Genomic DNA, 15,057 nt, shown 5'->3' on the forward strand with positions numbered 1-15,057 from the left:
AATCGACTTTCTCTTTGTCACAATTTAGACACAAATTGCCATATCTTTACTTTTCTATTTCAAAAGGTAAAGGTTTTTCATTTAATAAACCTAAAAAATATTGAATATGTGCACAAATACGTTGTGAAGCATAGCCGTCTCCATAAGGATTTTTGGCAATACACATTTTTTCATATAACTGGTTATCATTTAATAGCTGTTTTGTATGATGATAAACCGTTTCTTCTTCTGTTCCAACTAACTTCAATGTTCCTGCTTCAACGCCTTCTGGTCTTTCAGTCGTTTCACGCAACACCAGCACTGGTTTTCCAAGAGATGGCGCTTCTTCTTGTACTCCTCCTGAATCAGTGAGTATTAAATAAGCATGCTGTGCAAAATTATGAAAATCAATCACACCCAATGGTTCAATCAGTTCAATACGCTCATGGTTATTGAGTTGCTCATATGCGATAGCACGCACTTTAGGATTCCGGTGCATTGGATAAATTAATACAACATCTTCCATCTCTTCAACAATTCGACGTACAGCTTTAAAAATATTTAACATAGGTTCGCCAATATTCTCACGTCGATGTGCTGTCAACAAAATAATACGCCTATCTTTATGCTTTGACAAAATAGCTGAATGATAATTGTTATCAATCGTTGTACGCATCGCATCTATCGCTGTATTTCCCGTCACAACAACAGTATGTGCTGCTTTGCTCTCATTCAATAGATTCTGACGCGCTTGTTCTGTTGGTGCAAAATGAAGATCTGCCATATTACTTGTCATTTGACGGTTAATCTCTTCCGGAAACGGTGCATATTTACGATAAGTACGCAAACCCGCTTCAACATGGCCGATACTCACTTCATTGTAAAATGCGGCTAGACTTCCTGCGAATGTTGTTGTCGTATCACCATGCACTAAAACCATGTCAGGTTTTTCTTCTTGAATAACGCGTTCAAGCCCCAATAACACACGAGAAGTCACTTGAGAGAGCGTTTGATCCGGTGTCATGACATTCAAATCATAATCGGGAACAATACCAAATGTTTCTAATACACCATCTAACATTTCACGATGTTGTGCTGTCACAACGACAACTGGTGCAAGGTTCTCTTCCCTTTTAAGCTGCAATACAAGTGGTGCCATCTTAATAGCTTCCGGTCTCGTTCCAAAAATAGTCATGATTTTTTTCATATGCGTCATGCTCCTCGCACAAATTATTTTGTACCGAATAAGCGATCCCCAGCATCACCTAGACCTGGAATGATATAAGCATGATCATCTAATTTTTCATCTAATGCAGCAATAAAAATATCTACGTCTTCATGTGCTTGTTGTAACTTTTCAACACCTTCTGGGGCTGCAATTAAACACATAAAGCGAATATGCTTAGCGCCACGCTTTTTCAATGAAGTAATAGCTTCAATAGCAGAAGCACCTGTCGCTAACATAGGATCTACTACGATAATTTCACGCTCTTCAATATCTTGTGGTAACTTCACAAAATACTCCACCGCTTCTAATGTCTCGGGATCACGATATAAGCCCACATGACCGATACGTGCTGCAGGGACAAGATTTAAAATCCCAGTTGTCATACCTAAACCCGCGCGTAAAATAGGAATAAAAGCTAGCTTCTTACCAGATAAACGTTTTACTGTTGCCTTGGTTACGGGTGTTTCAATTTCAACGTCTTCTAATTCCAAATCACGCGTTACTTCATAAGCCATTAGCATTCCTACTTCATCGACAAGTTCACGAAACGCTTTTGTTCCCGTATTAACATCTCGAATAAAGCTCAATTTATGTTGAATTAAAGGGTGATCAAGTACATGTACATTGCCCATTGTTGTGTATCCTCCATTTTGTCCTATTTATTATATAAAGGGAATTGTTCAGTCAATGCTTTGACACGCTGCTTCGCTTTGTCTAAAACATTTTTGTCTTCATGATTTTTAAGAACGTCACTTATAATATGTGCGACTTCTGCAAAAGCTTTTTCGTCAAAGCCACGTGTTGTTGCTGCTGGTGTACCAAGTCGAATACCACTAGTCACAAAAGGTTTCTCCTGATCAAATGGAATCGTATTTTTATTGCAAGTAATACCTACCTCATCTAATACATGTTCTGCTACTTTTCCTGTAATACCCACAGAACCTTTAACATCTACTGCAACTAAATGATTATCCGTTCCACCTGATACAATACGAAAACCATTCTCTTGTAATGTCTCTGCAAGTGTTTGAGCATTTTTAACCACTTGTGCTTGATACTGCTTGAAGTCTGGTTGTAGTGCTTCACCAAATGCAACTGCTTTGGCTGCAATAACATGCTCCAGTGGTCCTCCTTGAATACCAGGGAAGATTGTTTTATCAATTTCCTTTTGATATTCTGCTTTACAAAGAATCATACCCCCGCGTGGTCCACGTAGTGTTTTATGTGTCGTTGTTGTCACAAAGTCAGCATATTCAACTGGATTTTGGTGTAATCCTGCTGCTACTAAACCTGCAATATGTGCCATATCAACCATGAGTTTTGCACCCACTTCATCCGCAATCTCTTTGAAGATTTTAAAATCAATTGTACGAGAATATGCCGATGCCCCTGCTACAATCAGTTTCGGTTGATGTTTTTTAGCGAGCTTACGAACTTCTTCATAGTCAATACGCTCTTCATCTTTTGTCACACCATACTCAACAAAGTTATAGAACTTCCCACTAAAGTTAACGGGTGAACCATGTGTTAAATGACCTCCATGACTCAAGTTCATACCTAAAACTGTATCTCCATGTTCTAATGCCACTAAATATACCGCCATATTCGCTTGTGAACCTGAATGAGGCTGTACATTAACGTGTTCTGCGTTAAACAATTTTTTAGCACGTTCAATTGCTAATGTCTCTGTTTCATCAACAAAGCTACACCCACCATAATAACGACGCCCCGGATAACCTTCAGCGTATTTATTAGTCATTACAGACCCTTGTGCTTCCATAACAGCTTCCGAGACAAAGTTTTCAGAAGCAATCAATTCAATGTTGTTATTTTGACGATTGAATTCTTTCTGGATTGCATCAAAAACAGATTGATCTTGTTTTGCAATAAATGACATAGACAGTTCCCTCTTTTCTATTAAAGTTGATATTTTGCACGTTCGCCACCAATCTTCTTCGGTCGACTTGTTGCAACTGTGACGATTGCTTCACCTATTCTCTTAATAGAGGTACGAACAGGTACTGCAACATGTTTAAGATGCATACCAATGAGCGTCTGACCAATATCAATCCCTTTGTCCGCACAGATAAACTCTACGACAATTGGATCTTTCATATGACGATATGCATATGTGGCTAATGATCCTCCTGCATGCGTGTCTGGAACAACAGACACTTGTTCCATCACATACGGGTTAAAATCTTTACGCTCAATTGTTAATGCACGATTAATATGTTCACAACCTTGATACGCAAAAACAACACCTGTTTCATGCTGCACTTGTACAAGTGCTTCATAAATTTCTTTTGCAATATCTAGTGAACCCGCAGTTCCAATACGATTGCCTTGTACTTCAGAAGTCGAACACCCAATCACACATAGCTCTCCATTACCAAAGAAAGATTTTGACTTGAGTTCATCTAATAACTGGTTAAAGTCTTCCATTACCATGACCTCCTTATGATTATGTATGACTCAAAACATACAGCTATTAGACACTCTTCTTACATGCTGTATGTTTACTATTATAACTTATTTTTTCTATGACTTATACTGATTACTTAATTTTATTGCATATCTAATTGTTTTGCCAACTGACTAATAAGCGCTGTCAATTGGTCAAATGTTTCTTTGTACATTTCATAACTTCCACCATAGGGATCCGACACTTCATAAGTTGTGCCCACATATTCACTCAATGTTGCAACACGGACATCATCTCCATAAATCATGCGAATATGTTGCTTATGTCCTGAAGTCATAGTCAATATTAAGTCTGCTCGACTGTCATCCTCAGTAAATGGTTCTGAACCTTGTGGCACATCATAATCCCCGGCACTTAATAATGTTTGAGCATGTGCAGAAACACGCATACCTTGTTGTGCCATCAAGCCTCTGGATATAATATTATGCTGAGGTAAAAGCGCACGTGCAATTCCTTCTGCCATTGGACTACGGCATGTATTACCTGTACAAACAAATACAATTTTCATTATAATTCACCCTCTACATATTGGTAATTTGCGGCTTTACACATACGATTGCGTAAGGCTTCAGCTTCTTCATGATGTGGATAACCGTAAATATAGGCTTGTTCAACATCTACAAGTTGATCAACTTTATGTAATGCATCGTATAAATTATAATTGGCTTGCTGTATATCTTCTTCAGTATCACTTAAGATAATAGTATATGCTTCTTCTGGCAACAATGGTATGAATGATTTAGGGACGATAAATACAATATGTGACCATTCTTTATATCTCAACGCATTAATCGAATGTTCTAAGTTCTCGAAAATGGCTATTGGTGTTTCAGGTGCATAGTGTTTATATTTCATCCCCGGTGCAATAGGTTTCTCCATATCTTCTGAACGCACTTCATCTACTGCATTAGGTAAAATATCATTGAGCATATTCCGTGTAATTGTCCCCGGTCTCGCAACACGGTACGGAAATGTACGACAATCCAATACTGTACTTTCTAATCCAGCTTCACTCTGTGTTGAATGTATCACACCATCAATACGACCATTCAAATCATGATATACGTGTTCAAAAGTTGTTGGTGATGGACGTCCGCTTAGGTTTGCACTCGGTGCAGCAATAGGAAGATCTACTAACTTCAATAATTCTCGCGCAACTGGATGACTTGGCATTCTCACTGCAACTGAATTGAGCCCTCCTGTCACACTGTTACATAAAAAACCCGGTTTCAATGGTAATATAAATGTAATAGGTCCTGGCCAAAAAGCCTCCATCAACTTTTCTGTCGCTTCCGGTATTTCAGTTACAAAATCTTTGAGCTGCTCTGAATCATAAATATGAACAATGAGAGGGTTATCAGAAGGACGCCCTTTTGCTTGATAAATTTTTTGTACTGCACTCTCATCTAAAGCATTGGCACCTAATCCATACACTGTTTCAGTAGGTAATGCAACTAAGCCTCCACGTCTATATGTTTCAATAATTTCTGATAAACGGGGGTAATCTGCTAATTGTGTTGTATAAGCACGAACATCCCAAATCTCTGTTTTCATATCATTCAACACCTTTCCTTGGACTCTATTTTACTGCAAAATAAAAGGTTATGCACAGATGAATGTTTCCATACATAACCTTATTACATATTGAATTCAAGACACTCCATTTGAAAAGTTTATGATACGTACATGCACTGTTTCAAATCTGTTATCTTCTCCTCCTAATGTACAAGAATCCCATATTTATAATTTTTAATAAAAAACGATTATCAGAACCAGTTCATATGTAATATACGTGCATGACCATTAATGTCATTTAAAACTTGAGGCTTTAAATCCGGATAACGCGACTTTATCATAGCCATCAAGGTATCTCCTTGTTGATATCCTATTTCAAAAACAATCGGTGCGTTAGCATTCATGACATAGGGTAAATCTTTTAATATTTTATCATAAATGGCATATCCCGATTCATCTGCAAATAATGCAAGATGAGGTTCATGCTTTATCACATTTGTTCCCATGACTGCAACTTCTTCTTTTGCAATGTAGGGCGGATTACTAATCAATCCATCTAAATGTATGTTTTGTGTAATAAACGGCTGAAGTACGTCTCCTTGTATAAAAGTCACATTTGTGTGGAAATGCTGTGCATTATATTTTGCCACAGACAAAGCATCTAATGAAATATCTGACGCAATAACGTCTAAATCTTTTTTTTCATTTTTAATCGTCAATGCAATAGCACCTGAACCCGTTCCAATATCTGCTACAACGCCAGAATTGGGACAAATTCCTAAAAAATATTCAACTACTTCTTCTGTTTCAGGGCGAGGGATTAAAACACGCTCATCAACAAAAAATGTCTGACCGTAAAATGACGCTTGTTGGGTAATATATTGAACAGGTTTTCCTTCTAGCAGTTGCTCTAGTGCCTCTGTTAATTGCTCTAGCTGAGTCTCTGATATTAACTCGTCTCCTCTATATAACAATGTTGTACGTGTCCACTGCATAAAATCCAATAATAGCCACTCAACTGCTGAAACCTCGACACTTGCTCGTTCAGCTTGCCTTTTAGCTTCTACTAACCATTTTTTATAACTCACCATGATTAAGATCTTTCAACTTCTCTGTTTGTTCATGCATTGTAAGGGCATCTACAATCTCATCTAGCTTCCCTTCCATAATTTGATCTAACTTTTGTAATGTTAAACCAATACGATGGTCTGTCACACGACTTTGTGGATAGTTATATGTTCTGATACGCTCCGAACGATCACCTGTTCCAACTGCTGATTTACGCTGTGCAGCATACTTTTGTTGCTCTTCTTGAAGTTTCATATCATATAATCGTGCTTTTAATACTTTCATCGCCTTCTCACGGTTTTGAATTTGTGACTTTTCCGATGATGTCGCAATAACTCCCGTTGGTAAGTGTGTGATACGAACAGCCGAATCTGTTGTATTCACGTGCTGTCCTCCTGCACCACTCGAACGATATGTATCAATTTGTAAATCTTCTTTACGGATTTCAATTTCAACATCTTCAACCTCAGGCAAGACAGCTACTGTTGCTGTCGATGTATGAATACGTCCTCCTGATTCTGTTTCAGGTACACGTTGCACACGATGTGCACCGTTTTCATACTTCAACTTACTATATGCATCTTGACCAGATACTGAAAAGCTAATCTCTTTAAAGCCACCATGATCACTTTCTGTTGCTTCAACAACCTCAGTTTTAAGTTGATGTGACTCTGCAAACTTTGAGTACATGCGAAATAAATCTCCGGCAAAGATTGCAGCTTCATCTCCACCTGCTGCTGCTCGCACTTCAACAATAACGTCTTTTTCATCATTTGGATCTTTAGGAATTAACAACAATTTGAGCTGTTCTTCCAACTCTGGTATTTGCCCTTTTAACTGTACGGCATCTTCTTTTAACATCTCAATTTCATCTGCATCCGTTGTTTCAGCTAGCATCAATTCAACTTCATTCACATCTTCTTTAACTTGTTTATAGTTTCTATAAACATCAACAGTCTTTTGTAAATCAGATTGTTCCTTTGAATACTTGCGCAATTTATCCGCATCACTAACTACATCAGGATCACTTAATAATTCATTGAGTTGCTCGTATCTCTCTTCTACAATATCTAATTGGTCAAACATTACTTCTCTTCCTCCTCTGTCTTATTACTCGGTACAACAACATGATGTGCGCGACATCTCGGTTCATAACTTTCATTTGCACCGACTAAAATAATCGGATCATCTACTTTAGCAGGTTTGCCATCAATAAGACGCTGTGTACGGCTCGAAGAAGCACCGCAAACGGCACATACTGCTTGTAATTTTGTAATATGTTCACTCACTGCAAGCATTTCTGGAACAGGGTCAAAAGGTTCCCCTTTAAAATCCATATCCAAACCTGCTGTAATCACTCGATAACCTTTGGCGGCTAGTGATTGCGCGATGTCTACAATCTCTCTATCAAAAAATTGAATTTCGTCAATACCAATAATATCTACGCCTTTGAAATCGTGCTGCCATATCTCTTTTGCATTCGTTATATTAATTGCCTCTATCGCATTGCCATTATGAGAAACTACTTTTTCTTTATGATAACGATCGTCAATCATAGGTTTAAAGACAACTACTTTTTGTTTAGCATAAACACCACGGCGTAAACGACGAATTAACTCTTCAGATTTTCCGCTAAACATACTTCCAGTAATACACTCTATCCAACCTGAATGGTACGCTTCATACATGAGTTTTTTCCACCTTTTTCAAAACAAATCACTTCATTATATCATAAAATATCAACAATCTTGATGTACACATAAAAGAAAACTTCATTCACTCAAAATTTGATCTTCTTCGTTTGAAATTAAAAGTTTTAAAATATTAATTTTCGTATATACCAATAAAAAAAGCATCCTCGTATATTTTGAGAATGCTTGAATGATCATTAGTTGTTTGATTTGAGACCAAATTTTTTGTTGAAGCGTTCCACACGACCATCGGCTGCTGCGAACTTTTGACGTCCAGTGTAGAATGGATGTGAATCAGAAGAAATATCTAAACGAATAACTGGGTATTCATTACCATCTTCCCATTCCATCGTTTCACTTGTTGTTTTAGTTGATCCACTTAAAAACTTAAAATTAGTCGTTGTATCTAAAAAGATAACTTTACGATATTCTGGATGAATTCCTTGTTTCATTCTTTTCAGCTCCTTTGCCCTGAACCATCTGGAACAGAGTTATTTGTGAGTTTTTACCCAATACTTAGTTATTATAAAGGGAGTCTATTTAAAAAGCAACCCCATGTCATTAAATTCCTCTACTAAATAATAGGACGCCCCGTTTTTGTACTTTCCGATGCACTTTTTTGTAATTCAGCAAAAAATTCTTCGTTTGATTTTGTCTTTTTTAACTTGCGTATAAAACGTTCCGTAAAATCTGGTGCATTAGAAAACATATTGCGAAGCTGCCATAAACTTTCTAATTCATTTTTAGGGATAAGTAACTCTTCTTTACGCGTCGAACTGCGTATAATATCAATTGCTGGGAAAATGCGTCGTTCAGATAAACGACGATCGAGATGAAGTTCCATATTGCCTGTTCCTTTAAACTCTTCATAAATCATATCATCCATGCGTGAACCTGTATCTACAAGCGCCGTTGCTAGAATGGTCAAACTACCACCTGCTTCTATATTACGTGCCGCGCCAAAAAACGCTTTAGGTCCATGTAATGAAGCCGGATCCAAACCACCGGATAATGTTCTACCACTTGGCGGAACAACGAGATTATATGCACGTGCTAGTCGCGTAATAGAATCCATCAGAATAATAACGTCTTCACCGATTTCAACTAATCGCTTTGCACGCTCCAATAACAACTCTGCTACTTTCACGTGATGTTTTGGATGTTCATCAAATGTAGAATGTACGACTTCTGCTTCGTCAACGGAACGCTCTAAGTCTGTAACTTCTTCTGGGCGTTCCCCAACAAGCAAAATAAATAATTTTGCACTTGGTTTATTCGCTACAATAGCATTTGCAATTTCTTTTAATAATGAGGTTTTCCCCGCTTTAGGTGGTGCAACAATTAAGCCACGTTGTCCAAGACCAATTGGCGTCACAAGATCCATAACACGGGTTGAATAATTATGAGGATTCGTTTCTAACTTAATACGTTCTTCTGGATAGAGGGGCGTTAAAGCTTGGAAGTGTGGTCGCTTTTTGACTTCCTCTGCATTTTGATCATTAACAAAATCAACTTGTAATAAGCCATAATATTTTTCATTTTCTTTAGGCTTTCGAACTTTTCCAGTCACTTTATCACCGAGTTTAATTTCAAAACGTCTGATTTGACTGGCAGAAATGTAAATATCCTTTTCTCCTTTGGAATAGTTTACAGTTCTTAAAAAACCATATCCATCTGGCTGAATATCATCTAAGATACCTTCCATGTAATAATTACCATCTTTTTCCATTTGCGCTTCCATAATAGCTAAAACAAGTTCTTTTTTATTCAACTTACTATAATTGACTAGTTTTAATGCCTTTGCTTTTTCTGTCAGGGCTTTTGTCGTATTGTTCTTGTATAACTCATGGAATGATTCATACTGTGGTGAAGTCCTCTCCCTAGTATCCCTTGTAGACATGTAACACACTCATTTCATTAAAAATTTATTATTGACTATGTAACATAACATACAATAGCACGCTTAATATGGCAAACAAATTTTTGGAAATCTTAGAAGGATATCACTCAAATATGACATTTTGTAATGATTCCGTTATATTTTATTTTTTCAGATCATACCGCTTAAAACACCCTCATATGTATAATATAGTCATTATTAACGATATGTGTATTAAAGGTTTTTATCGTCAAAAGCATATTATTTTATTGTCCTCTAATATGTTAAACCTACTCAAATAAAGAGTGGAATTGAAACCCAAATAAACTTAAAGATTCCATTTCCACTCTTACTCTTTAAATTTTCACAACATTTGTATGTGAACCGTCATTTAATTGTAATAACCTGTAATAGATTTTACTTCTAAAAACTCCTCGATACCATAGTCGCCCCATTCACGACCAATACCAGATTGTTTATAACCACCAAACGGTAAATCCGGTGTGCGTTCTGATTCATTAATAACTAACATCCCTGCTTCAATGCTACGTGCTACCTTTCTTAATACTTCTTTATCTCTTCCAAATACATAACCCGCTAAACCATATTTAGTATCGTTTGCGATAGCAATAGCTTCATCTAAAGTTTTATAAGTGATCACTGACATCACAGGACCAAAAATCTCTTCTTGTGCAATCGTCATACTATTGACCACATCAGCAAAAATAGTAGGTTGTGCAAAATAACCTTTCTCTATGCCATCTGGTTTGCCTAAACCTCCTGAAACCAATGTCGCACCTTCATCTATACCTTTTTGGATATACGATTGAACTTGATTATATTGCTTTTCACTTACAATTGGACCGACCTCTGTCTCTGCTTGCTGTGGATCACCCACTTTAACATTCTCCATCTCTGCTTTTGCTTTTTCTAAAAATGCTTCTTTCAATTGCTCTGGCACAAGCGTTCTTGTCCCTGCCGTACATACTTGCCCTGTGTTATTTACAACTTTTGCAACAGCTGCTTGAACCGCTTCGTCTAAGTCTGCATCATCTAATATAATAAATGGTGACTTTCCTCCTAGTTCAAGTGACACTTTTTTAAAATCCTTACTTGCTTGTTCCATAATTTTAGAACCTGTACCGCCAGAACCTGTAAAGGACATCATACGCACATCTCGATGTTGGCTCAATGGTGTCCCCACACCTTCTCCGTCACCATTCACAAGGTTAAACACACCTTTAGGTACGCCTGCTTCATCAAATATTTCAGCTAATATTATAGCCGCAAATGGTGTTAATTCTGAAGGTTTTAATACGACTGGTGAACCAGCAGCAAAAGCAGCCGCAAGTTTTAATGAAGTTTGATTCGTCGGAAAGTTCCATGGTGTTACAAGCCCTGCTACACCAATAGCTTCTTTAATAACTAAATTATTTCCTCGGCGCTCCTCAAACTCAAAGTTTTCTAGCGCATCATAAGCTGCTTGAAAGTGTTTCAAACCACTTTGATAGTGTACTTGCTCAGATTTTGTAACGGGCGATCCTAATTCTAAGGTCATCGCTTCTATTAGATCTTCTTTGCGTGCTTTATACGCTTCAACAATACGACCTAACATTTCTTGTCGCTCTTTAACCGGTGTATTACGAAATGTTATATATACATCTTTAGCTGCTTGTACGGCTTTATCGACGTCCTCTTTGTTGCCTTTTGCAATGACACCAAATACTTCCTCAGTTGCTGGATTAATGACATCGATTGTTTCACCGCTCGCACTATCCATCCATTCACCATTAATATATTGCTTAATATTACGTCTCATAAACACACAGCCTTTCTACTTATTATCATATTAGTAGTATAACCTTTTTATAATCTTATGAAACTTCAACTGCTCATCTACATGCGGTGATGATCAAAAAAGCTAATGACAGAATGTGCCATCAGCTTTGTTAACATTTTTTATTTTTTGCACACAGCAGACATGCTATGAATGATCAGGTAATTCCATGTAATGATGTGCCCAATCTTCTAGTGGTTCGAGTGCGTGTGCTAAAGTCGCACCTTTTTCTGTTAAATAGTAACAAACAGACGGGGGATTTTCTGATATAATCTCTTTCACTAAAAATTGTGCATCAGCTAACTCAGCCAATTTTAAAGATAACGCACGATTTGTTATAGGTTTAAGATCTCGTTTAATATCAGAAAAATGCGCTCGATTTTCCGGACATTTTGATAAATAATGTAAAATCAAACCATTCCAGCTACGTCCTAAAATTTTAAATGTTTCCTCAATATATGGACAAACTTCCATGGTCATCACCTCTTTTGATTAACGGTTGTGATAACAAAACATACACTTAGTCTACATATTCTGTCCAAATATCAGCACCTAGTGACTTCAAAGTATTAACAATATTCGAATAACCTCGATAAATATGACGAACATTATAAATCGTTGTTACACCATCTGCAATCAGACCTGCGATAATCAAACAAGCACCAGCACGTAAATCACTGGCATATACATCCGCACCAGTCAACTGAGAGGGTTTAATCGTTGCTGTCCCTTGATCAGCCGTTATTGCTGCATTCATATTTTGTAACTCTGGAACATGCTTAAAACGTTCTGGATATATTGTCTCAGTCACAAAACTTGGTCCCTGCGCTAAAAAGAGGAGTGGGGTAATCGGTTGCTGTAAGTCTGTCGCAAAGCCCGGGTAGACAAGTGTTTTAATATCAACATTTTGGTAAGGTGCTGATGACTTAACAATCATATAGTCATCACCCGTCTTAACTGTAACACCCAACTCCTTCAACTTCACCGTCAGCGGCTCAACATGTTCAGGAATAATGTTGTCGATATATAATTCTTCGCCACTCGCTGCTGCAATACACATATACGTTCCCGCTTCAATACGGTCTGGTATAATAGCATGTCTGCTGCCAGATAAATGTGCAACACCTGTAATTTTAATCGTACTTGTACCTGCACCAGTAATTTTTGCGCCCATACTGTTTAAAAAGTTCGCAACATCTACAACTTCTGGCTCCTTAGCTGCATTTTCAATGAGTGTCTGCCCTTCTGCACGTGTTGCAGCTAGCATAATATTAATTGTCGCTCCAACACTAACAATATCTAAATAAATATTTGTTCCTATCAAACGTTCCGCTTCTAATTTCATTGATGTTTCATTGGATTCGTCGATTTTTGCACCTAGTGCTTTGAAACCTTTAATATGTTGGTCAATCGGTCTCGGACCTAATGGACAACCACCCGGTAAGCCAATAACACACTTCTTAAATCGACCAAGCATTGCGCCCATCATATAATACGAAGCACGTAAAGATTCCACTTTATTATTAGGTAAAGGGGCATTTTCAATATGTGTTGGATCAATACTTAAAGTTGTCTCTTCTAAATGGGTATGAATGTTTAAGTCCTCAAGCAAGCTGACTAACGTCTCAACATCAGAGATTTTGGGTAAACCATCTAATGTCACAGGAGATTCAGCCATTAATGCTGCTGGAATGATTGCAACAGAACTATTTTTGGCACCACTGATTTCAACCTTACCCTTTAACTTTTGGCCACCTCTTATTTTAATCACTTCTTGTGCCATGTTTCAGAACTCCCTTTCCATCTCTTATAACCCTAGAATATCATATTTAAGGGCATTATAATGTACTTTTTTTCAAATTGCAAAACGTATTATTTATGACTTCTAAAGAATATAGCGTCTGTCAGATTGAGCGATCGGATCATAGAAAACAAACACAAAATACAAATCACAAATAAAGGGTTTGTCCTCTCAATTTCATTTGCCCAATCAACATCACTAAGATAACGTTATCTGATACGTCTCATTCTTATTTAAGCGTTATGGATTGTTGCAACCGACATTATAATCAATCGCTTCATATCAAAGTTTTAAAGCATGATATAAAATGTTTACACCTAAAGTTAACTACAATCGATATAACTACTATGTATGTACAAAATCTTTTTATATTCCAATCTTATTCATTACATTGCTTCATTGAAAGTTCTCATCATATTAGCCATTCTCACTCAATCATAAAGACAGAATATCGTCACTTTGTACTTATCCCCATAATTTTAACAACATAGTAAAAGCTGGAAAACAACATCCAATAGTAGTGTTTCCCAGCCTTTATACTTGCTAAACTTTAAAATGTATTATCCTTTAAAGTTATCAGCTTTATTTGAAGTACCAAATTCACGAATTTTACCGATGACTGTTTCTTTAATTGCTTCACGTGCTGGTCCTAAATATTTACGTGGATCGTAAACTTCAGTATCAGCAGCCAATACCTCACGTACACGTTTTGCTGAAGCGATTTGATTTTCAGTATTTACATTGATTTTTGCAGTACCAAGTGAAATTGCTTTTTTAATGTCATGCGTTGGAATACCTGTACCACCATGTAATACTAGTGGTAAACCTGTTGATAAACCAATTTCTTCCATTTCTTTAAATCCTAAGTTTGGTTCACCTTTATATGGTCCATGTACAGAACCTAATGCTGGCGCTAATGTATCAATACCTGTTTCTTTAACTAAGTTTTGACATTCAATTGGATCTGCATAAATCACACCATCAGCAACAACGTCGTCTTCTTGTCCGCCAACAGTACCTAATTCTGCTTCAACAGATACACCACGTTCATGTGCATACTCTACTACTTTTTTCGTGATTTTAACGTTATCTTCATAGGGTTCATGTGAAGCATCAATCATAACAGATGTAAAACCTGCATCGATAGCTTCTTTACATTTTTCAAAGCTTGAACCATGGTCTAAATGGATCGCAACCGGAATCGTAATATTATAGTCATGCATAAGACCTTCAACCATTTTAACAACTGTGTAGAAACCACCCATATAACGACCAGCGCCCTCAGAAACACCTAAAATAACTGGTGCATTTTCTTCTTGAGATGCTTGCAAAATCGCTTGTGTGAATTCTAGGTTGTTTAAGTTATATTGACCAACCGCATAACCATTTTCTTTGGCATCGATTAACATTTCTTTCATTGAAACTAAAGGCATGTAAGTTCCTCCTTGAGTGCTTTTGCACTAAATTTTATAACTACAGTATAGCAAAATACATACATCAATGCATGAGAAATCACTTTAAAAATCATCGTTTTTGTGAAAAAAATCTCATTTTTAACATGTAAGCGTCATCAT

15 protein-coding genes are annotated in these 15,057 nt (G+C 37.1%); all 15 read right to left on the reverse strand.

What is annotated here, in order from left to right; genetic code table 11:
* Window positions 1-46 precede the first annotated feature (46 nt).
* The 15 genes from wecB to fdaB all read right to left on the reverse strand — a co-directional run bounded on the left by wecB (window position 47) and on the right by fdaB (window position 14,916).
* Complete coding sequence (wecB, locus tag FGL66_RS07390; protein ID WP_180809198.1) at window positions 47-1,186, reverse strand: non-hydrolyzing UDP-N-acetylglucosamine 2-epimerase; 1,140 nt, start codon at window positions 1,184-1,186, stop codon at window positions 47-49.
* 23 nt (window positions 1,187-1,209) lie between these two features.
* The gene (gene upp / locus FGL66_RS07395; protein WP_180809199.1) at window positions 1,210-1,839 is read right to left on the reverse strand and encodes a uracil phosphoribosyltransferase; all 630 of its coding nucleotides are present in this window, start codon (window positions 1,837-1,839) and stop codon (window positions 1,210-1,212) included.
* 23 nt (window positions 1,840-1,862) lie between these two features.
* A complete protein-coding gene (glyA, locus tag FGL66_RS07400; protein WP_180809200.1) occupies window positions 1,863-3,104 on the reverse strand; it encodes a serine hydroxymethyltransferase in 1,242 nt (413 codons plus the stop codon).
* A 20-nt stretch (window positions 3,105-3,124) separates the two neighbouring features.
* Window positions 3,125-3,652 (reverse strand): TIGR01440 family protein, encoded by a 528-nt coding sequence (locus tag FGL66_RS07405; protein ID WP_180809201.1) that lies wholly within the window; start codon window positions 3,650-3,652, stop codon window positions 3,125-3,127.
* A gap of 122 nt (window positions 3,653-3,774) precedes the next feature.
* Window positions 3,775-4,200, reverse strand: a complete 426-nt coding sequence (locus FGL66_RS07410) for a low molecular weight protein arginine phosphatase (RefSeq protein ID WP_180809202.1) — start codon at window positions 4,198-4,200, stop codon at window positions 3,775-3,777.
* Window positions 4,200-5,246: an L-threonylcarbamoyladenylate synthase gene (locus FGL66_RS07415; protein WP_180809203.1), complete on the reverse strand. Its 1,047-nt coding sequence runs from the start codon at window positions 5,244-5,246 to the stop codon at window positions 4,200-4,202. Before FGL66_RS07415 ends, FGL66_RS07410 begins: the two co-directional genes overlap by 1 nt.
* Before the next feature lie 212 nt (window positions 5,247-5,458).
* The gene (prmC, locus tag FGL66_RS07420) at window positions 5,459-6,298 is read right to left on the reverse strand and encodes a peptide chain release factor N(5)-glutamine methyltransferase (RefSeq protein ID WP_258007267.1); all 840 of its coding nucleotides are present in this window, start codon (window positions 6,296-6,298) and stop codon (window positions 5,459-5,461) included.
* The gene (gene prfA, locus FGL66_RS07425) at window positions 6,285-7,361 is read right to left on the reverse strand and encodes a peptide chain release factor 1 (RefSeq protein WP_180809204.1); all 1,077 of its coding nucleotides are present in this window, start codon (window positions 7,359-7,361) and stop codon (window positions 6,285-6,287) included. Before prfA ends, prmC begins: the two co-directional genes overlap by 14 nt.
* Window positions 7,361-7,963 carry a thymidine kinase gene (locus tag FGL66_RS07430; RefSeq protein ID WP_180809205.1) on the reverse strand — a complete coding sequence of 201 codons (603 nt, stop codon included), beginning with the start codon at window positions 7,961-7,963 and terminating at the stop codon, window positions 7,361-7,363. The genes prfA and FGL66_RS07430 overlap by 1 nt, the downstream gene beginning before the upstream one ends.
* Window positions 7,964-8,163: 200 nt before the next feature.
* The gene (locus FGL66_RS07435; RefSeq protein WP_044359146.1) at window positions 8,164-8,418 is read right to left on the reverse strand and encodes a type B 50S ribosomal protein L31; all 255 of its coding nucleotides are present in this window, start codon (window positions 8,416-8,418) and stop codon (window positions 8,164-8,166) included.
* Window positions 8,419-8,540: 122 nt separating this feature from the next.
* Window positions 8,541-9,866, reverse strand: a complete 1,326-nt coding sequence (gene rho / locus FGL66_RS07440; RefSeq protein ID WP_180809206.1) for a transcription termination factor Rho — start codon at window positions 9,864-9,866, stop codon at window positions 8,541-8,543.
* A gap of 370 nt (window positions 9,867-10,236) precedes the next feature.
* Window positions 10,237-11,664: an aldehyde dehydrogenase family protein gene (locus FGL66_RS07445; RefSeq protein WP_180809207.1), complete on the reverse strand. Its 1,428-nt coding sequence runs from the start codon at window positions 11,662-11,664 to the stop codon at window positions 10,237-10,239.
* Between the two features lie 165 nt (window positions 11,665-11,829).
* Window positions 11,830-12,156, reverse strand: coding sequence for a winged helix-turn-helix transcriptional regulator (locus tag FGL66_RS07450; RefSeq protein ID WP_180809208.1), 327 nt, complete (start codon window positions 12,154-12,156; stop codon window positions 11,830-11,832).
* 46 nt (window positions 12,157-12,202) lie between these two features.
* Window positions 12,203-13,465, reverse strand: a complete 1,263-nt coding sequence (murA, locus tag FGL66_RS07455) for a UDP-N-acetylglucosamine 1-carboxyvinyltransferase (protein ID WP_180809209.1) — start codon at window positions 13,463-13,465, stop codon at window positions 12,203-12,205.
* A 578-nt stretch (window positions 13,466-14,043) separates the two neighbouring features.
* Window positions 14,044-14,916 (reverse strand): class IIb fructose-bisphosphate aldolase FdaB, encoded by an 873-nt coding sequence (gene fdaB, locus FGL66_RS07460; RefSeq protein ID WP_180809210.1) that lies wholly within the window; start codon window positions 14,914-14,916, stop codon window positions 14,044-14,046.
* Window positions 14,917-15,057: the final 141 nt, after the last annotated feature.

The sequence above is a fragment of the Staphylococcus sp. 17KM0847 genome (genome assembly GCF_013463155.1).
Classification (GTDB): domain Bacteria; phylum Bacillota; class Bacilli; order Staphylococcales; family Staphylococcaceae; genus Staphylococcus.

Excerpts from the sequence above, each read along its gene's own strand:
- FGL66_RS07435 (WP_044359146.1), bottom strand. The coding sequence starts at position 8,418 with ATGAAACAAGGAATTCATCCAGAATATCGTAAAGTTATCTTTTTAGAT.
- upp (WP_180809199.1), bottom strand. The coding sequence starts at position 1,839 with ATGGGCAATGTACATGTACTTGATCACCCTTTAATTCAACATAAATTG.
- prmC (WP_258007267.1), bottom strand. The coding sequence starts at position 6,298 with ATGGTGAGTTATAAAAAATGGTTAGTAGAAGCTAAAAGGCAAGCTGAA.
- glyA (WP_180809200.1), bottom strand. The coding sequence starts at position 3,104 with ATGTCATTTATTGCAAAACAAGATCAATCTGTTTTTGATGCAATCCAG.
- FGL66_RS07415 (WP_180809203.1), bottom strand. The coding sequence starts at position 5,246 with ATGAAAACAGAGATTTGGGATGTTCGTGCTTATACAACACAATTAGCA.
- wecB (WP_180809198.1), bottom strand. The coding sequence starts at position 1,186 with ATGAAAAAAATCATGACTATTTTTGGAACGAGACCGGAAGCTATTAAG.
- prfA (WP_180809204.1), bottom strand. The coding sequence starts at position 7,361 with ATGTTTGACCAATTAGATATTGTAGAAGAGAGATACGAGCAACTCAAT.
- FGL66_RS07450 (WP_180809208.1), bottom strand. The coding sequence starts at position 12,156 with ATGGAAGTTTGTCCATATATTGAGGAAACATTTAAAATTTTAGGACGT.
- FGL66_RS07430 (WP_180809205.1), bottom strand. The coding sequence starts at position 7,963 with ATGTATGAAGCGTACCATTCAGGTTGGATAGAGTGTATTACTGGAAGT.
- fdaB (WP_180809210.1), bottom strand. The coding sequence starts at position 14,916 with ATGCCTTTAGTTTCAATGAAAGAAATGTTAATCGATGCCAAAGAAAAT.
- FGL66_RS07410 (WP_180809202.1), bottom strand. The coding sequence starts at position 4,200 with ATGAAAATTGTATTTGTTTGTACAGGTAATACATGCCGTAGTCCAATG.
- rho (WP_180809206.1), bottom strand. The coding sequence starts at position 9,866 with ATGTCTACAAGGGATACTAGGGAGAGGACTTCACCACAGTATGAATCA.
- FGL66_RS07405 (WP_180809201.1), bottom strand. The coding sequence starts at position 3,652 with ATGGAAGACTTTAACCAGTTATTAGATGAACTCAAGTCAAAATCTTTC.
- murA (WP_180809209.1), bottom strand. The coding sequence starts at position 13,465 with ATGGCACAAGAAGTGATTAAAATAAGAGGTGGCCAAAAGTTAAAGGGT.
- FGL66_RS07445 (WP_180809207.1), bottom strand. The coding sequence starts at position 11,664 with ATGAGACGTAATATTAAGCAATATATTAATGGTGAATGGATGGATAGT.